At 71.9% G+C, this 17954-nt stretch carries 17 protein-coding genes; 2 read left to right on the forward strand and 15 right to left on the reverse strand.

Features of this window, described 5'->3' with window-relative positions; genetic code table 11:
- Positions 1-6: 6 nt before the first annotated feature.
- The 5 genes from E6U81_RS26690 to E6U81_RS26710 all read right to left on the reverse strand — a co-directional run bounded on the left by E6U81_RS26690 (position 7) and on the right by E6U81_RS26710 (position 4342).
- Complete coding sequence (locus E6U81_RS26690; RefSeq protein WP_136232619.1) at positions 7-990, reverse strand: methionine synthase; 984 nt, start codon at positions 988-990, stop codon at positions 7-9.
- Positions 987-1676: an SDR family oxidoreductase gene (locus E6U81_RS26695; RefSeq protein WP_206310020.1), complete on the reverse strand. Its 690-nt coding sequence runs from the start codon at positions 1674-1676 to the stop codon at positions 987-989. The genes E6U81_RS26690 and E6U81_RS26695 overlap by 4 nt, the downstream gene beginning before the upstream one ends.
- Before the next feature lie 257 nt (positions 1677-1933).
- Entirely contained in the window at positions 1934-2884 is a 951-nt protein-coding gene (locus E6U81_RS26700) for a hypothetical protein (RefSeq protein ID WP_136232621.1), read from the reverse strand.
- Positions 2884-3228 (reverse strand): DUF1330 domain-containing protein, encoded by a 345-nt coding sequence (locus E6U81_RS26705; protein ID WP_136232622.1) that lies wholly within the window; start codon positions 3226-3228, stop codon positions 2884-2886. The genes E6U81_RS26700 and E6U81_RS26705 overlap by 1 nt, the downstream gene beginning before the upstream one ends.
- A gap of 94 nt (positions 3229-3322) precedes the next feature.
- Complete coding sequence (locus tag E6U81_RS26710; protein WP_136232682.1) at positions 3323-4342, reverse strand: helix-turn-helix domain-containing protein; 1020 nt, start codon at positions 4340-4342, stop codon at positions 3323-3325.
- Between the two features lie 136 nt (positions 4343-4478).
- On the opposite strand from E6U81_RS26710, the gene E6U81_RS26715 reads away from it, so the two are divergent.
- Positions 4479-5402 carry an NADP-dependent oxidoreductase gene (locus E6U81_RS26715; RefSeq protein WP_136232623.1) on the forward strand — a complete coding sequence of 308 codons (924 nt, stop codon included), beginning with the start codon at positions 4479-4481 and terminating at the stop codon, positions 5400-5402.
- 10 nt (positions 5403-5412) lie between these two features.
- On the opposite strand, the gene mnmA is transcribed toward E6U81_RS26715, so the two are convergent.
- Positions 5413-6546, reverse strand: a complete 1134-nt coding sequence (gene mnmA, locus E6U81_RS26720; protein ID WP_136232624.1) for a tRNA 2-thiouridine(34) synthase MnmA — start codon at positions 6544-6546, stop codon at positions 5413-5415.
- A gap of 69 nt (positions 6547-6615) precedes the next feature.
- Here mnmA and E6U81_RS26725 point away from each other — a divergent pair, with 69 nt between their 5' ends.
- A complete protein-coding gene (locus tag E6U81_RS26725; RefSeq protein WP_136232625.1) occupies positions 6616-7278 on the forward strand; it encodes an N-acetylmuramoyl-L-alanine amidase in 663 nt (220 codons plus the stop codon).
- A gap of 19 nt (positions 7279-7297) precedes the next feature.
- On the opposite strand, the gene E6U81_RS26730 is transcribed toward E6U81_RS26725, so the two are convergent.
- The 9 genes from E6U81_RS26730 to E6U81_RS26770 all read right to left on the reverse strand — a co-directional run bounded on the left by E6U81_RS26730 (position 7298) and on the right by E6U81_RS26770 (position 17870).
- Positions 7298-8461: a cysteine desulfurase family protein gene (locus E6U81_RS26730; protein ID WP_136232626.1), complete on the reverse strand. Its 1164-nt coding sequence runs from the start codon at positions 8459-8461 to the stop codon at positions 7298-7300.
- 128 nt (positions 8462-8589) lie between these two features.
- Positions 8590-9444 carry a thioesterase family protein gene (locus E6U81_RS26735; protein ID WP_031148477.1) on the reverse strand — a complete coding sequence of 285 codons (855 nt, stop codon included), beginning with the start codon at positions 9442-9444 and terminating at the stop codon, positions 8590-8592.
- A gap of 46 nt (positions 9445-9490) precedes the next feature.
- A complete protein-coding gene (locus E6U81_RS26740) occupies positions 9491-10147 on the reverse strand; it encodes a trimeric intracellular cation channel family protein (protein WP_136232627.1) in 657 nt (218 codons plus the stop codon).
- A 281-nt stretch (positions 10148-10428) separates the two neighbouring features.
- Positions 10429-11535 carry a dipeptide ABC transporter ATP-binding protein gene (locus E6U81_RS26745; RefSeq protein WP_136232628.1) on the reverse strand — a complete coding sequence of 369 codons (1107 nt, stop codon included), beginning with the start codon at positions 11533-11535 and terminating at the stop codon, positions 10429-10431.
- Positions 11532-12665 (reverse strand): ABC transporter ATP-binding protein, encoded by a 1134-nt coding sequence (locus tag E6U81_RS26750; RefSeq protein WP_136232629.1) that lies wholly within the window; start codon positions 12663-12665, stop codon positions 11532-11534. The genes E6U81_RS26745 and E6U81_RS26750 overlap by 4 nt, the downstream gene beginning before the upstream one ends.
- Entirely contained in the window at positions 12662-13660 is a 999-nt protein-coding gene (locus tag E6U81_RS26755; protein WP_136232630.1) for an ABC transporter permease, read from the reverse strand. Before E6U81_RS26755 ends, E6U81_RS26750 begins: the two co-directional genes overlap by 4 nt.
- A 132-nt stretch (positions 13661-13792) precedes the next feature.
- Complete coding sequence (locus E6U81_RS26760) at positions 13793-15574, reverse strand: ABC transporter substrate-binding protein (protein ID WP_136232631.1); 1782 nt, start codon at positions 15572-15574, stop codon at positions 13793-13795.
- A gap of 74 nt (positions 15575-15648) precedes the next feature.
- A complete protein-coding gene (locus E6U81_RS26765; RefSeq protein ID WP_136232632.1) occupies positions 15649-16644 on the reverse strand; it encodes an ABC transporter permease in 996 nt (331 codons plus the stop codon).
- A 485-nt stretch (positions 16645-17129) separates the two neighbouring features.
- The gene (locus E6U81_RS26770; RefSeq protein WP_136232633.1) at positions 17130-17870 is read right to left on the reverse strand and encodes an enhanced serine sensitivity protein SseB C-terminal domain-containing protein; all 741 of its coding nucleotides are present in this window, start codon (positions 17868-17870) and stop codon (positions 17130-17132) included.
- Positions 17871-17954 lie beyond the last annotated feature (84 nt).

Raw genomic sequence — 17954 nt, forward strand, 5'->3', positions numbered from 1 at the left:
CGACCGTCACTCAGGGTTGTCGGCGAGCGACCTCGCCGCTCTGACGCAATGTGCCTGCACCGCGCGGGCGTAGGCGGGCGAGGCGCCCGCCAGACCGCACGAGGGGGTGACCACGACGGACTCCGCCAGAGTCCCCGGGGCCAGCCCCAGCCTGCGCCAGAGCTTCCTGACACCCATGACGCTACCGCCCGGGTCCGACAACGGGCCGTCGGTGCCCGGCACCACTCCGGCGAACAGCTTCGTGCCGCCTTCGACGGCCTCCCCGATGGCGTCGTCCTCGCGCTCCGTGAGCAGGGAGAAATCGAACGACACGCCCGTGGCGCCGGCCCGGCGCAGCAGGCCGAAGGGGACCTCGGGCGCGCAGGAGTGGACGATCACCTCGCCGTCGTGGACGGCGAACAGGTCGCGCAGGGTGCCTTCGACGACCTGCCGGTCGACGGCGCGGTAGGTGCGGTAGCCGCTCGCGGAGCGGACCCGGCCGAGCAGCACGGCCGTCAGGGACGGCTCGTCGAGCTGGAGCACCACGTCGGCGCCGGGGATCCGCTTGCGCACGTCGGCGAGGTGCTCGCGCAGGCCCTCGGCGAGCGATCCGGCCAGGTCCCGGCAGGCGCCGGCGTCCTGCAGCATCGCCTCGCCGCCGTGCAGCTCCAGAGCGGCGGCGAGCGTCCACGGCCCGACCGCCTGGACCTTGAGCCTGCCGGTGTAGCCCTGGGTGAACTCCTCCAGGGCGTCCAGGTCCTCGCCCAGCCAGGACCGGGCCCGGCGCGTGTCGCGCCCGGGCCGGTCGCTGATCCGCCAGCCGCTGGGCTCCACGTGCGCGTACATGTCGACGAGCAGCCCGGTCGAGCGGCCGATCATGTCGGCGCCCGGCCCGCGGGCCGGCAGTTCGGGCAGGTACGGGAAGTCCTCGAAGGAACCGGTCGCGGTCTTGGCGGCCTCGCGGGCGTCACCGCCGGGCAGCGAGCCGACGCCGGTCGCGCCTGCGCTCATCGGCCCGGCCTGACGGACAGGTCGTTGACCTCGGCGTCGCGGGGCAGGTCGACGGCCATGACGACGGTGGTCGCCACCGACTCGGGGTCGATCCAGTCGGCGGGGTCGTACTCCTTGCCCTCCTGGGAGTGCACCTTGGCCTGCATGGGGCTGGCGGTGCGGCCCGGGTAGACGGAGGTGACACGGACGCCGTTGGCCCGCTCCTCTGCGCGCAGCGAGTCGGCGAGGGCCTTCAGGCCGTGCTTGGAGGCGGCGTACGCGCTCCAGTCGGCGTGGGCGTTGAGGCCGGCGCCGGAGTTCACGAAGACGATGGTGGCCCGGGATGCGCGCAGGGTGGGCAGCAGCAGCCGGGTCACCTCGGCGGGGGCGATCAGGTTCACGTTGAGCTGCTGGTGCCAGGTCTTGGGGCGCAGCTCGCCCACCGGTCCGAGGTCCACGATCCCGGCGATGTGCAGCAGCGAGTCGATGCGCTCGGGGATCGCCTGCTTGGAGAAGGCCCAGGAGAGCCGGTCGGGATCGGCGAGGTCGCCCACGAGGACCCGGGAGCCGGGGTAGCGCTCGACGAGCTGCTTGCCGCGGGCGGCGTCGCGGGCCAGGAGGACGAGGTCGTCGCCGCGGGCGTGCAGACGGGTCGCGACGGCGGCGCCGATGCCGGAACCGGCACCGGTGATCAGGTGAGTAGCCATACCGCCCATGCTCGCAGGTCCGGCAGGCCGCGGAGGGCGAAGCCCCGGGGTCCCCGCCCCGGCCCGGGCCGGGCGGCCCGGCCTGCTGCGGCGGGAGGTGGGCCGGTGCCGAGGGCGGTCCCGCGGGCGCCCGGGGCCCGGAGGCCGGGGTCGGGTGGGACGGCTGCGGCTCGGGCCCGCTCCACGGCGGCGCGGGCGGCGGGCGGGAGTTCGGTGCCGGTGACGGTGCCCGGGGGCGAGGTGGCCGAATTCGCCGGTCAGGTGGCGGCGGCCGCCGCGTGGGCCCGCTCCACGGCGGCGCGGGCGGCGGCAGCCTGCTCCGCCGTGACGGCGGGGGCGAAGCCCCGGCCGATCGTGGTGTGCGGGAGCGCGGCGACGAGCCGTTCCCGCGCGTCGCCCCGCGGCCCTGCCCACCGCTCCAGCGCCTGCGCCCGTACGTCGGCCAGCGCGGCGGCGCGGTCGGGCGCGGGCGGGGCGAAGCGGCCGCCGGAGGCCCGTTCGTGCTCCGCCCAGCGGTCCTCCCAGAACTCCACGGTCCAACCGGGCCACCGCTGCTCGACGGTGCGGGCGTGGGCCCGGGCCGTGTTCAGCCACCAGCTGACGTGGCGCCGCGCCGGGTCGACGTGGATGCCGGCATCCGCCCGCAGCCGGTACCGGCCGTGGTCGGGGGCGTCCAGGAGCCGGTCCAGCAGGGCGGGGCCCTCCTCGACCGGGTGGTCGTTGATGTCGGCGAGGACGTGGCAGCGGTCGGTGCCGACGGTGACCACGGCGACCAGCGGATCGGGGTCGGCCAGCTCCTCGTCGTCCGGCTCCAGCGCCGGGCCGGGGTACACCTCGGCGGCGGGCTCCTGCGGAGCGAGGCCGAGGTGGGCCCGCAGCCCGCTCTGGCCGTCGTAGAGCCAGCGCACCTCCCAGCCGGGCCAGGCGAGCCGCAGGAGTTCCAGGCCCGCGGCCCGGGTGCGCAGGGAGGCGGTGGGCCCCTCCCACGCGAAGACCAGCAGGAGCCTGCGGCAGGGATCGGCGAGGATGCCCGCCTCGACCATGTCGTCCGGGTACCAGCTGTCGTCGGACGCGTGGGCGCGCAGGTACGGGACGGCCACCTCGGGCCCGGCGAGCAGGTCGAGGTCCAGGGCCACCGCGCCGTAGGAGGAGCGATGGCGGGTGTACCCCTCGGGGCCCGCGATCACGAAGGTGGCCCGGTTGCCCATCAGAGGCCGGCTTGGGCGCGCAGGCCGGCGGCCGTCTTCGAGGCGTCGTAGTCGGCCGGGACGCCCTCGACGAGGATGACCTCGCCGGGGATGTGCTTCGTGCGCAGGGGGAGGATGGCCCGGTAGGCGTCGGAGGCGTACCAGGCGCGGGCCCGTTCGATGTCGGGGAAGCCGATGACGACGACGGTGCCGGGGAAGGGGCCTTCGAGGACCTCGACCTCCTTGCCGTGCACGAGGAAGCGGCCGCCGAAGGGGTCCAGGGTCGACTGCATGGTCTCGATGTAGGTGAGGATGTCCTCGTTCATCGTCTCGGGGCGTATGTGGGCGATGGCGTAGGCGGTCATGGTCTGCTCCCCCGTCGGTTCCGATCGGCCCGCCGGTGCGGGCCGTTGATCCGATGCTGTCAGCGGGCGGCGGCGTTGGCGATTACTTATGGGGTCATGCCGGGGCGGCGGGCTGGAAGGTGCGGCGGTAGGCGATCGGGGAGACGCCGAGGGACGCGCGCATGTGCTGGCGCAGGGAGTTGGCGGAGCCGAAGCCGGACCGGTGGGCGACGAGGTCGACGGGGAGGTCGCTGGATTCGAGCAGGTGCCGGGCCGTCTCCAGGCGTTGGGCGGTGAGCCACTGCACGGGGGTCATGCCGACCTCGTCGCGGAAGCGCCGGGTGAAGGTGCGCAGGCTCATCCGGGCGTGGGCGGCGAGTTCGGCGAGGCTGACCGGTTCGGCGAGGCGTTCCAGGGCCCAGGCGCGGGTGGCGGTGGTGGTGGCGACGGTGGGCTCGGGAACGGGCCGGTCGATGAACTGGGCCTGCCCGCCGTCGCGCCAGGGCGGTACGACGCACATGCGGGCGGCCCGGTTGGTGACGGCGACGCCGTGGTCGCGGCGGATCAGGTGCAGGCACAGGTCGACTCCGGCGGAGACCCCGGCCGAGGTCAGGACGTCGCCGTCGTCGACGAAGAGGACGTCCTCGTCGATGCGGACCCGGGGGTAGGCGCGGCGGAACTCGTCGGCGAGGTTCCAGTGCGTGGTCGCGGGGCGGTCGTCGAGGAGTCCGGCGGCGGCGAGCACGTAGGAGCCGGAGCAGATGGACACCAGGCGGGTGCCGGGTCGGATGCCGGCGATGGCCTCGGCGACGGCGGGCGGCAGCGGCCCGCCGCGGGCGAGCTCGGGCATGGCGTGGGTGGGCGGGACGATCACGGTGTCGGCGGCGGCGAGGGCCTCGGGGCCGGCGGCGGGCTGGAGGGCGAATCCGGAGTCGCTGGGCACGGGGGCGCCGTCGGAGGTGCAGACGACGACCTCGTAGAGGGCCTCGCCGTCGTCGTCGACGGCGCTGCCGAAGACCCGGGAGGGGATCCCCAGCTCGAACGGGGGGAAGCCCGGCAGGGCCAGCACCGCGACCAGGTGCCGGCCGGCCGCGCCGCTCCCGCCGTGGGTCGTGTCCTTGATGTGCTCCTGCATCTCACCCATGGCCAGATCCTGTCACATAGTGGCCAAACGGCCAACACCGGGCGAGTGCCCGGTGCCCGAATCTGGGACACGTCGCCGGGAAACGACCCGGTGGAGGATGCAAACGGATGGAATGAGGCGGACTGAGATGCGCGCGATCGTCGTCAACGAGTGGGGCGGCCCGGAGAACCTGGTCGAGCGGGAGATCGAGCGACCGGAGCCGGGGCTGGGCGAGGTCCTCGTCCGGGTCCACGCGGCGGGCGTCAACCCGGTCGACTGGAAGACCCGCGCCAGCGGCGCCCTGATCGCCTGGGGCGAGACCCCGATCGTCGGCTGGGACGTGTCCGGCACGGTCGAGGCGGTCGGCCCCGGCGTGACCATCTACGCCCCCGGTGACGAGGTGTACGGCATGCCGCTGTTCCCGCGCCAGGCGGGCGGATACGCGGAGTACGTGGTGGCCCCGGCGCGGCACTTCGCCCGCAAGCCCGGCTCCCTCGACCACGTGCAGGCGGCGGCGCTGCCGCTGGCGGCGCTCACCGCCTGGCAGGCGCTGGTGGACACCGCCGGTGTCACGGCCGGGCAGCGGGTGCTCGTGCACGCGGCGGCCGGCGGCGTCGGGCACCTCGCGGTGCAGATCGCCAAGGCGCGCGGTGCGTACGTGATCGGAACGGCCAGCGCCGCCAAGCACGACGTGCTGCGCGGGCTGGGCGCCGACGAGCTGATCGACTACCGCTCCGTGGACTTCGCCGAGGCGGTCTCGGACGTCGACGTCGTGCTGGACGCGCTGGGCGGCGACACCGCCGAGCGCAGCCTGAACGTCCTCAAGCCCGGCGGGCACCTGGTCTCGCTGCCCGGCCCGGACTCCGTGCCGGCGGACCCCTCCGGGGTGAACGCGTCCTGGGTCCTGGTCGACCCCGACCTCAAGGGCCTGGAGGCGATCGCGGACCTCGCGGACAAGGGGCTGCTGAAGCCGCTGGTCGAGACGGTGCTGCCGCTGGCGGACGCGGCGCGGGCCCACGAGATCGGCGAGCAGGGCCGGACCACCGGCAAGATCGTCCTGACGGTGGTCTGACCGGAGCCCGTCAGACCGCGGCCGCGGCCCGCGTCGTCGTCGCGATGGTGGCGGAACCGACCACGCGGGTGCCGTCGTAGAGCACGATCGCCTGGCCGGGGGCCACACCGCGGACGGGCTCGGTGAAGGAGACCCGCAGCTCGCCGTCCACGACCTCGGCGAAGACCTCGGTCTCGCCGCCGTGGGCGCGCAGCTGGGCGGTGTAGGTGCCCGGGGCGGCCGCCTCGGCGCCGCACCAGCGGGGCCGGATCGCGGTGAGGGCGCTGACGTCGAGGGCCTCGACGGGGCCGACGGTGACGGTGTTGTTCACCGGGGAGATGTCGAGGACGTAGCGCGGCTTGCCGTCGGGGGCCGGGTGGCCGATCCGCAGGCCCTTGCGCTGGCCGATGGTGAAGCCGAAGGCACCGTCGTGCGTGCCGACCTTCTCCCCGGTCGCCTCGTCGACGATGTCGCCCTCGGCCTTGCCGAGGCGGTTCGCGAGGAAGCCCTGGGTGTCGCCGTCGGCGATGAAGCAGATGTCGTGGCTGTCGGGCTTCTTCGCGACGGCCAGCCCCCGCTCCTCGGCCTCGGCGCGGATCTCTTCCTTGGTGGTGAGGGTGTCGCCGAGCGGGAAGAGGGCGTGGGCGAGCTGCTTCTCGTCGAGGACGCCGAGGACGTACGACTGGTCCTTGGCCATGTCGGAGGCGCGGTGCAGCTCGCGGGAGCCGTCCTCCTTCAGCACGACGGTGGCGTAGTGGCCGGTGCAGACGGCGTCGAAGCCAAGGGCGAGGGCCTTGTCGAGCAGCGCCGCGAACTTGATCTTCTCGTTGCAGCGCAGGCAGGGGTTCGGGGTGCGCCCGGCCTCGTACTCGGAGATGAAGTCCTCGACGACGTCCTCGCGGAAGCGCTCTGCCAGGTCCCAGACGTAGAAGGGGATCCCGATGACGTCGGCGGCGCGGCGGGCGTCGCGGGAGTCCTCGATGGTGCAGCAGCCGCGGGCGCCGGTCCGGAAGGACTGCGGGTTCGCGGAGAGCGCGAGGTGGACGCCGGTCACGTCGTGTCCGGCTTCGACGGCACGGGCGGCGGCGACGGCGGAGTCCACTCCGCCGGACATGGCGGCCAGGACGCGAAGGGGGCGGTCGGTGCGCGGCAGGTTCTCAGTCATAGCACCGTCCAGGGTACGGGGGAACCGAGCGGGGTCACAGCGCGTTATCGGCTACAGGGGGTGGATCACATGGCCGAGCAGGGGAACAAGAGATCGAAGCCGGGGCGGACGCGCAGGGCGGTGCTGCTCGGCGGGCTCGGGATCGTCGCGGCGGGGGCGGTCGCCGGGCAGGACGAGATCAGGCGCGCGTGGTGGCTGATGCCGGGCGTGGCCAAGCCGCGCAAGGAGGGCGAGATCGACCACGCGGGGGCGGGCTGGACCGCGGCCTCGCCGGCGAACTGGCGGATGGCGGACCGGCCCGACGACTACCGGGTGGACCGGATCGTCGTGCATGTCACACAGGGCGGCTTCAAATCCTCGGTGGATGCCTTCAAGAACCCCTGGCACAAGGCTTCGGCGCACTACATAGTCCGCGGCGACGGTCATGTGGAGCAGATGGTGCGTGAGCTGGACGTGGCCTTCCACGCGGGCAACCGCTCGATGAACGAGCGCAGCGTCGGCATCGAGCACGTCGGTTTCGTGGACCGGCCGAAGGACTTCACGGACACCATGTACACGGCGTCGGCGCGGCTGGCCGCCGACATCTGCCGCCGCTATGACTTCCCGGCGGACCGGAAGCACATCGTCGGGCATTCGGAGGTGCCGGGCGCCGACCATACGGACCCGGGTGAGCACTGGGACTGGGACCGCTACATACGGATGGTCCGGGAGGCCCTGGCCGCTTCGGCCTGAGCCTGAGCCTCCCGGACGCTCAGCTGAGGCCTGCCGTCCGGGCGCGCTCCACCGCGGGGCCGATGGCCGCGGCCAGGGCGGCGACGTCCTCCTTGGTGGAGGTGTGGCCGAGGGAGAAGCGCAGGGTGCCGCGGGCCAGTTGCGGGTCGGTGCCGGCCGCCAGCAGGACGTGGCTCGGCTGGGCGACGCCCGCGGTGCAGGCCGAGCCGGTGGAGCACTCGATCCCCTGGGCGTCGAGCAGGAGCAGCAGGGAGTCGCCCTCGCAGCCGGGGAAGCTGAAGTGCGCATTGGCCGGAAGCCGCTCTTCGGGGTCCCCTCCGAGGACGGCGTCGGGCACGGCCGCGAGGACGGCGGCGATGAGTTCGTCGCGCAGGGCGCCGACCTCGGCGGCGAACTGCTCGCGCCGCTCGGCGGCGAGGACGGCGGCCACCGCGAAGGCGGCGACGGCGGGCACGTCGAGGGTGCCGGAGCGGACGTGCCGTTCCTGCCCGCCGCCGTGCAGGACGGGTACGGGGGTCTGGTCGCGGCCGAGGAGCAGCGCTCCGATGCCGTAGGGGCCGCCGATCTTGTGGCCGCTGACGGTCATGGCGGCGAGGCCGCTGTCGGCGAAGTGGACGTCGAGCTGTCCGAAGGCCTGGACGGCGTCGGAGTGCAGCGGGATCCCGGCCTCGCGGGCGGTGGCGGCCAGTTCGCGGACCGGCATGACGGTGCCGATCTCGTTGTTGGCCCACATGACGGTGGCCAGGGCGATGTCGTCGGGGTTGCGCTCGACGGCTTCGCGGAAGGCGTCGGGGTGCACACGTCCGTAGCGGTCCACGGGCAGGTAGTCGACCTGGGCGCCCTCGTGCTCGGCGAGCCAGTGCACGGCGTCGAGCACGGCGTGGTGCTCGACGGGGCTGGCGATGACCCGGGTGCGGGCGGGGTCGGCGTCGCGCCGGGCCCAGTAGAGGCCCTTGACGGCGAGGTTGTCGGCCTCCGTGCCGCCGGCGGTGAAGACCACCTCGCTGGGGCGGGCGCCGATCGCCTCGGCGAAGGCCTCGCGGGCCTCCTCGACGGTACGGCGGGCCCGTCGGCCGGCGGCGTGGAGGGAGGAGGCGTTCCCGGTGGCGGCGAACTGCGCGGTCATCGCCGCGGCGGCCTCCGGCAGCATGGGGGTGGTGGCGGCGTGGTCGAGGTAGGCCATGATCCCCCGATTCTAGGGGCCCGCCCGTGCCCTTCCGCCCGGCGGGACCCCGATCCGGCCGGGCCGCGGGGAGGGGCGTACCCGCCCCGCCGCTTCCCGGCCGGGTGCCGCGGCCGTGCGCGCGGGAGTCAGATGCGCAGGGCGCGCGCGAGCTGGCGGGACTGCGCGACCAGGTGGTCGGTGGAGTCCCAGACCTCGGCGTCCTCCTCCAGGAAGCCGCCGGCCAGGTTGCGGGTGGTGATGGAGATCCGCAGCGGGCCCGGGGCCGGGCGGCGGCGGATGTGCGTGGTGAGCTCCACGGTCGGGGTCCAGGCCACCAGGCCGAGGTCGAAGGCGGTCGGCGGCAGCGCGTCCACCGCGAGGAGCATGGAGAGCGGGTCGGCGTCGCGGCCGTCGGCCAGCTCGAACCAGGCCCGCATCTCGCCCTTGCCGGAGGGCGCGCCGACGGCCCAGCCCGCTGTCGCCGGGTCCAGGCGGAGCCGGAGCCGGTCGACGATGGCCGAGCTGCCGGGGATCGGCGCCGGGCCGGCCTCGGGGCCGATGCAGTTCTCGTAGGACGGCATGAGCGGCGGCTCGGCGACCGTCCGCACGTCGTCCGGCAGCGACGCGAGGTCGCCGTAGGAGGCCAGGACGCGGATGCGCTCGACCTCGTTGCCGTGCTCGTCGTACTGGAAGAGCGAGGCCTGGCCGGTGGAGAGGGTGCGGCCGACCCGGACGACCTCGGTGCGGATCACGGCGGGGCCGGGCACGGAGGAGGTCAGGTAGTGCGCGGACACCGTGAAGGGGTCCGGGTGCGGGAGGGTCGCCGACAGGGCCCGGCCGACCAGGGCCAGCAGGTAGCCGCCGTTGACAGCGGCGATGATCGTCCAGCCGGCGGAGAGCTCCGCGTCGTACACGCCGGGCTCGCCCGCGCGCTCGGTGATGGCGGTGTCGCGGTCGAACTCGCTGTCGCCGATGGATGCCTGGGCAGCTGCAAATGACATGGAACGACGGTACACCCGCTTGCTACTAAGCGGTAGCTTTCTCTTGTTACGGCTCTTCGGCCACCGAGGAGCGCCGGTTCCAGGCCAGCGGCGCCCGCCAGTGGTAGCGCATGGCGAGGAGCCTCAGGACGAAGGTGGTCACGATCGCGAGGCCCGTGGTGATGGCGTTGAGGGAGTCCAGGGCGATGGAGACGGCGACCATCGCGGCGCCGACGGTGGCGGGCACCGCGTACATCTCGCGGTCGCGCAGCAGCGAGGGCACCTCGTTGACCAGGACGTCGCGCAGCACGCCGCCGCCGACGGCCGTGGCCAGGCCCAGCGCGGCGGACGCGGTCAGGCCCAGGCCGTACTCGTAGGCCTTGGTCGTGCCGGTCACGCAGAACAGGGCGAGGCCGGCGGCGTCGAAGACGTTGATGGCCCGGTTGATCCGCTGGACCTCGGGGTGCAGGAAGAAGACGAACGCGGCGGCGAGCAGCGGAGTGACGAAGAAGCTGAGCTCGCCGAAGGCCGCCGGCGGGACGGCGCCGATGACCAGGTCGCGGAAGAGGCCTCCGCCGAGGGCGGTGACGAGGGCCAGCACGGCGATGCCGAAGACGTCGAAGTTCTTGCGGACGGCGAGCAGGGCACCCGAGGTGGCGAAGACGAAGATGCCGGCGAGGTCCAGCGCATGCTGAACCCCCGGCGGGAAGAGATCGTGGAGCACCGGGCCATTGTCGCCTGTGGCGGGTCGGGCGGAATGCGGGGCTCCGCCGCCGCCGCCGGGTGCCGATGCCGGCGCGGGCCGGAACCGGGGCGCCGCGCCGCCCCCGGACCCCTCGTCTCGCACGCACGCGGCGCGCCGTAGCGGGGGCGCTGCCCCCGGACCCCCCGCGCCTCAATCTCCCCAGCCACCGCCGGCAGGGGCTCCCGGGCGGGGCTGGTTCTGCCGGGCGGGGCCGGTGGTGCACGGGTGCGGGCGGGCCGTTCGGCCCGCCCGCACCGGGGTCACTCCGTCGCCGTCGCCACCGCGTCCGCCGCGCCCGGGAGGGGCTTGTCGCCCGGGGCCTGGTCGGGGGCGTTCTCCGGGTGGTGGCAGGCCACCTGGTGGCCGGTCTTCAGCGCGAGCAGCGGCGGCTCCTGCGTCGCGCAGATCTGCGTGGCCTTCCAGCACCGCGTGTGGAAGCGGCAGCCGCTCGGCGGCGAGATCGGGGACGGCACGTCGCCCTTGAGCAGGATGCGGCCGCTCTTGGCGCCCCGCCGCCTCGGGTCCGGCACCGGCACGGCCGACATCAGGGCCGCGGTGTAGGGGTGCATCGGCTCCCCGTACAGCGACTTGTTGTCGGCGAGCTCGACGATCTTGCCGAGGTACATCACCGCGATGCGGTCCGACACGTGCCGGATGACCGACAGGTCGTGCGCGATGATCACGTAGGTGAGGCCGAGCTCCTCCTGGAGGTCGTCCAACAGGTTCACCACCTGGGCCTGGATCGATACGTCCAGCGCCGAGACGGGCTCGTCCGCGACGACCAGCTTCGGCTTCAGCGCCAGGGCCCGCGCGATGCCGATGCGCTGGCGCTGGCCGCCCGAGAACTCGTGCGGGTAGCGGTTGTAGTGCTCGGGGTTGAGGCCGACGAGCGACAGCAGCCGCTGGACCTCCGCCTTGAGCCCGCCCTCCGGCTCCACGCCCTGGAGCTTGAAGGGGGCGCTGACGATGGTGCCCACCGTGTGGCGCGGGTTCAGCGAGCCGTAGGGGTCCTGGAAGATCATCTGCACGTCGCGGCGCAGCGGGCGCATGCCCGCCACCCCCAGGTGCGTGATGTCCTTGCCCTCGAACTCGATCGTGCCGCCGGTCGGTTCGAGCAGCCGCGTGATCAGCCGGCCCATGGTCGACTTGCCGCAGCCGGACTCGCCCACGATGCCGAGGGTCTCACCGCGCCGGACGTCGAAGTCGAGGCCGTCGACAGCCTTGACCGCGCCGGCCTGCCTGCGCAGCAGCCCCTTGGTGATGGGGAAGTGCTTGGTCAGTCCGGTGACCCTGAGCAGCGGCTCGGGAGAGTCCGTGGCCTGTGCCGGAAGGGTGACGGCCGGATCCGTCTTCTGGGTGTCGGTCACAGCTTCGGCGCAATCTCTTCGGTCCAGATCCGGGTCCGCTCGTCCTGCGACATGTGGCAGGCGGACCAGTGACGGGTTCCGTCCTGCCCGGTGTCGTCCTGCGCCGTGAGCTCGGGGCGCACGGTGCGGGTGACGTTGCCCTTGGGCACGTCCGCGTACGGGCAGCGCGGGTTGAAGGCACAGCCGCTCGGGATGTTGATGAGGCTGGGCGGCGAGCCCTTGACCGGGATGAGGCGCTCGGTCTGCTCGCGGTCGATGCGCGGCATCGAGCCCAGCAGGCCCCAGGTGTAGGGGTGGCGGGGCTCGTAGAAGACCTTCTCGGCGGTGCCCCGCTCGACGCAGCGGCCGCCGTACATCACGAGGAGTTCGTCGGCCATCTCGGCGACCACGCCGAGGTCGTGCGTGATCATGATGACCGCGGAGCCGAACTCCTTCTGCAGGTCCCGGATCAGGTCGAGGATCTGGGCCTGGACGGTGACGTCCAGGGCAGTCGTCGGCTCGTCCGCGATGAGCAGTTCGGGGTTGTTGACGAGCGCCATCGCGATCATCGCGCGCTGGCGCATGCCGCCGGAGAACTCGTGCGGGTAGCTGTCGAACCGCTTGTGCGGCTCGGGGATGCCGACGCGGTCGAGGAGCTCGACGGCCCGCTTGCGGGCGGCCTTCTTGTCGACCTTGTGGTGGACCCGGTACGCCTCGGAGATCTGCTTGCCGACGGTGAAGTACGGGTGCATCGCGGACAGCGGGTCCTGGAAGATCATCGCGATCTCCCGGCCGCGCAGCCTGCGCACCTCGTCCTCGTCGGCGGAGAGCAGCTCCTTGCCGTCGAGCCAGATCTCGCCGGAGATGCGGGCCCGCTGGCGGCCGTACTGGCCCACGCGGTGCAGGCCCATGATGCCCAGCGAGGTGACCGACTTGCCGGAGCCGGACTCGCCCACGATGCCGAGGGTCTTGCCCTTCTCCAGGGAGAAGGAGAGCCCGTCGACCGACTTGACCAGGCCGTCCTCGGTCGGGAAGTGCACCTTGAGGTCGCGGACCTCCAGGAAGGCGGTGGGGGGCCGTGACCCGTCGTAGGGCTGGTTGAGCGCTCCGGTCTCTGCGGACTCTCCGGTCTTGGTCGTCGGGTCGGTCATGACAGCCTCACTCGGGGGTCGATCACCGCGTACAGGAGGTCAACGATGAGGTTCGCGGCGACGACGAAGAACGCGGAGATCAGGGTGATGCCCAGGATGACGGGGAGGTCGTGCTCGCTGATGGCGCGCACCGCGCTGTAGCCCAGGCCGTGCAGCGAGAACGTGTACTCGGTCAGGACCGCGCCGCCCATCAGGGCGCCGAGGTCGAGGCCCAGCACGGTCAGGATCGGCGTCATCGTCGAGCGCATGGCGTGCTTGCCGATGACGACGGGTTCCGTCAGGCCCTTGGCGCGGGCGGTGCGGATGTAGTCCTCGTTGAGGACTTCGAGCATGGTCGCGCGGGTGAGCCGCGCGTACATCGCCGCGTAGAGGAAGGCGAGCGAGACCCACGGCAGGATCATGCCGTTGAACCACTTGGCCGGATCCTCGGCGAAGGTCGCCTCCGGTCGTCCGAACCAGCCGAGCTGGTCGGAGAAGAGGGCGATGACCAGCATGCCCGTGAAGTAGATGGGGAGGGAGACGCCGGCGAGGGCGACGCCCATGGCCGAGCGGTCCAGGACGCTGCCGCGCTTGAGGGCGGAGACGACGCCGGTGGCGACACCGCCGGCGACCCAGAGGACGACGGCGCCCATGGCGAGGGAGAGGGTGACCGGCAGCCAGTCCAGCAGCAGCGGCCAGACCTCCTGCTCGGTCTTGAAGGAGTATCCGAAGCAGGGCGCGGCGCATTGCGTGACGTCGGAGCCGTTGGCGTACGTGCGACCCGCCACCAGCCCGACGACGAACTTGCCGAACTGGACGAGGATCGGGTCGTCGAGACCCATCTTCTGCCGGATGCCTTCGATGGCCTCGGGGTCGGACTGCTTGCCCACGAAGTACAGGGCAGGGTCCGTCCCGATCAGCTTCGGGAACAGGAAGAAGATTCCGAAGGTCACCAGCGTGATGACCAGCAGCATGACGAGGACGGCGAAGATCCGTCGAATGAGGTATGCAAGCACTGCGCTCGGCCTGGCTGCGGACCGGGGGCGCCCTCTTCTGGAGAGCGCCCCCAAGCCGTAGCCGCGGCCATCACCTGCCCTTCGTGCCTAGCGGGTGTGGCACTGGAACACTGGAACTGGACTGATGGACCGTTACTTCATGACACCGAGGGACGCGTAGTCGTAGCGGCCGTTGTAGGCGTCGGTGGTGTAGGCGTTCGTCAGCCGGGTGCTGCGCCAGGTGATCGTCTTGTCGAAGACGAAGGGCAGGTAGACCGCGGCCTCGGAGACCTTCTGGTTCATCTGCTTGTAGATGTCGCCGGCCTTGGCCGGGTCGGTCTCCGCGATGGCCTGGTCGAACAGCGTGTTGATCGCCGGGTCGTTCAGCTCGGAGAAGTTGTTGTTGCCGCTCTGCAGGATGAAGCGACCGTCGACCAGCGGCTGCGAGAAGCCCTGTCCGGTCGGGAAGTCGGCGCCCCAGCCCATGATGATGATGCCGTAGCCCTTCTCCTTGACGACCTTCGGCGAACCGATGATGCCGGAGGTCTGGGCGCCGTCGAACTGGTCGACGTCGGCCTCGATGCCGACCTGCTTCAGGGCGTTCTGCAGCGAGACGGCCGTGGCGACCTCGACCGGCTTGTTGTTGCGGACGGCGATGGTGGTCTTGAAGCCGCTCTCCTTGCCACAGGCCTTGAGGGCCTCCTTGGCCTTCTCGAGGTTCGGCTTGCCGTCGTTCTTCAGGACCTCGTACGGGTCGTACTTGGCGTCCGAGCCCTTGATGCCCAGCGGGAGCATGTTGGGGGCGATGTCGCCACCGGCCTGCGGGCCGCCGCGGGCGGTCTGCAGGGACTTCTTGTCGGCCGCGTGGATGACGGCCTTGCGGCACTCGATGTTGTCGAACGGCGCGACGGTCTGCGGCATGACCGCGTACCGGATGAAGCCGGTCTGGCCGTTGTCGAGGTTGCCCTTGTGGTCCTTCAGCGCGGTGGCGCGGGCCGCCTGGCCGATGCCGGTCGCGTTGATGTCGAGGTCGAACTCGCCGTTCATCAGGCGCTTGTCCATGTCGTCCGCGTTCGCCATGAACGTGACCGAGATGGTGTCCGGGAGCGCCTTGCGGATGGTGTCCGACTCGGGCTTGTAGTTCTCGTTGCGCGAGAGCTTCATGCTCTTGTTCGGCTCGTACGAGTCGATCTTGTACGGTCCGTTCGAGAAGGGCTTGAGGCCGTACTTGGCGGCCGTGTCCTTGTCCTGCTTGACCGGGCTCGCCGCGGGCATCGCCAGCATCTGCTCGAAGTCGCCGTTGGGCGTGGGGAGCTTGAAGATGATGGTCTTCGCGTCCGGGGTCTCGATCGCCTTCAGGCCGAGCTTGTCCGGAGCGGTGTCCTTGTACGGGCCGGGGTACTCGGACTTCGGGTCGAGGACCTGCTGGAGGTAGACCGGACCGCCGGAGATGACGTCCTGCGCCCAGGTGCGCTCGATGCCGTACTTGATGTCCTGGGCGGTGACGGGCGAGCCGTCCTCCCAGGTCACGTTGTCCTTGAGGGTGTACTTGTAGGTCTTGCCCCCATCGCTGATCTCGGCCTTGGCGGTGGCGAGGTCCGGGACGAGCTCGGTGCTCTCCTTGCCGGGGCCGGGCTTGAAGCTGATCAGCTGGCGCGTGTAGTAGCGGGAGAAGTCCCACATGAAGCCGTAGTAGCCGCGCTGCGGGTCCCACGAGTCGGCGTCCTGGGTACCGACGAACTTCAGCTCGCCGCCCTTCTTGTCCGACGCGTTGGCGACCTTCTCGATGCCCGCGTTGAAGCCGCTGCCGGAGCCGGCGGCCTTGTCGTCCTTCTTGTCGGCCCCGCCGCCACAGGCGGTCGCGGTGAGCATGGCCGCGAGCACGACGGCCGTGCCGGCGGCAAGTCTGCGCTTCGACGTGCGATGGGTAGTCACGATGCTCGCAACCCTCCGTTGTAGTTCCGGTGTACGTACGGCACGAGGCCGGTTCCTGGTTTGCCCTGCGGTGGCTAGCGGGAGCCCTTCGGGTCGAGGGCGTCGCGGACGCCGTCGCCGAAGAGGTTGAAGGCCAGCACGGTGATGAAGATCGCTACGCCGGGGAAGATCATGAAGAGCGGATCGTCCTCGTAGGTCCGCACGGCCGTGGCGAGGGTTTCCCCCCAGGACGGCGTGGGCGGCTTGACGCCGACTCCGAGGAAGCTCAGCGCCGCCTCGGTCAGCACGTTGGTGGGGATCATCAGCGTCGCGTAGACCGTGATGGGCGCCACCAGGTTCGGGAGCAGTTCGCGGAAGAGGATGTAGAAGCGGCCCGCGCCGAGGCTGCGCGCCGCCTCGACGTACTCGCGCTCGCGCAGCGAGAGGGTCTGGCCCCGGACGATGCGGCCGATGTACGGCCAGCCGAAGAAGCCGATCACCAGCACCAGGACGGCGATGCGCAGGCCCGAACCCTCGAAGCCCCAGAGCTTGTTCGGGATGACCGAGATCAGCGCGATGATGAAGAGCAGCTGCGGGAAGGCCAGCAGCAGGTCCATGACCCGGCTGATCGCGGCGTCGACCCAGCCGCCGAAGTAGCCGGCGACGATGCCGAAGAAGGTGCCCAGCGAGACCGCCACGAAGGCGGACAGGAAGGCCACCAGCAGCGAGATCCGGGCGCCGTAGACGATGCGGCTGAAGACGTCGCGGCCGTTGACCGGCTCGACGCCGAGCAGGAAGTCGCTGCTCATGCCACCCCAGTCGCCGAGCGGCAGGCCCAGCAGCGGGTCGAGCAGGTCCTCGTGCAGCTCCTCCGGCGGGTGTCCGAAGGCCTTGACGATCAGCGGCGCGAAGATCGCGACGAGGATCAGCAGGAGCACGATGACACCGCCGGCCAGCGCGACCTTGTCTCGCTTGAGGCGCAGCCAGGCGATCTGCCACGGCGAGCGCCCCTCGATCGCCTTCTGCGGAACGTCGGGGGCGGCCACGGCCGCGGGCTCGGCCGCGCTGGTGTCGTGCAGTGGTGCCGTCATCGTGGTGGGGACCCCTCTCGGCCGACGGTGGCCGGCCCATGCCCGCCGCTGTGGCGGCTTGGTTCAATCGGCGTCGCTGGTGCTGCGATTGGCGAGAAATGTGCCGGAAGTGCACGTGAAGAGCTGGCGCTTGTGAGATGGACCGGCCTTCGGTGGGGGGAGTCTTCAACGCCCTCTCAGCCACCCGCCAGACCCCCCGGGGATGTGATGCGCAACCGTGATCTGCGCCTACACCTTCCGTTATCCGAACCGCCAGACCTGTTGAGCGGTGAAACACCGCGCGTTCGGCGCGGAACGGACATCTGGCCCAACTGCCCTTTCGAGCATGGATCTTGGTTCTATTCAGTGGATATGCCGAAGGCCGCACCGGTGGGACCGGTACGGCCTTCGAGATGGATGTCTCCATATGCGAATGTCGTGCGGGATGTCGCGCCGAAGGTCGCGCAGGAGCTCGCCGCAGCTCTGCGGACCCCCTGCGGGCCGGATCAGTACGCCGGCGCCTGGCCCTCGCGGTCGTAGAAGGGGCGCGTCTGCGCCCGCAGCCACATCGCCACGGGATCGTGCTCGTCCGCCAGCGCCACGGTGCACACCGGGACGCCCTCGGGGACCGCCCCGACCGACTGGCGCATCATCTCCCGGACGGACTCCAGCGCGGGCGCGGAGGCGTCGTACAGGTCGAGCCCGACGGCGAGGTACGGCGACCCGAGCGCCGGCTGCACCCAGGCGCGGCGCAGCGACCGTACGGCCGGCGTGCGGTGCGCGTGCTGGGTCAGCAGCCCGTAGAACTGCGGGAGCTCGATGCTGGGCTCGGACAGCCGCAGCGGGCCCGCCGGCATCCGGTCCAGGCCGGTCGCGATGCGGCGCAGGTCCGCCCAGGGGACGCCGAGGCCGCCGCCCTGGGCGTGCGGGTTGAGCCACAGCCCCCAGCGGTCCGGGTAGAGGGCGCGGGCGATGTCCCGCCCGGTGACCACCTCGTAGCCGCGGTTCCAGCCGCTCGCGGCCAGCTCCTGGGGGGAGGTGACGCAGGGCGCGTAGCCGAGCCCCTCGACCTCCATCCCGCCGTACTGGGCGTCCGGGGACCCCGGCTGCCCCTGCCACAGCAGCATCCACAGCCGGCCCTCGGAGAGGGCGTGCAGCATTGACTCGTAGCTCTCGTAGCGCCCGGGGGTCACCTGGCGCATCATGTGCTCGACCTGCCCGGCCGCGGCCGTGCCTGACGCACTCACCCGGTACCCCTCTTCGTCCGCCCGTCGCTCCACGCGTGCCTCACCCGGGCCGGCGCTCATGCGTGCGGCCAGGAGATGTAACCA

Source organism: Streptomyces sp. A0592, assembly GCF_004795115.1.
Taxonomy (GTDB): Bacteria; Actinomycetota; Actinomycetes; order Streptomycetales; family Streptomycetaceae; genus Streptomyces; species Streptomyces erythrochromogenes.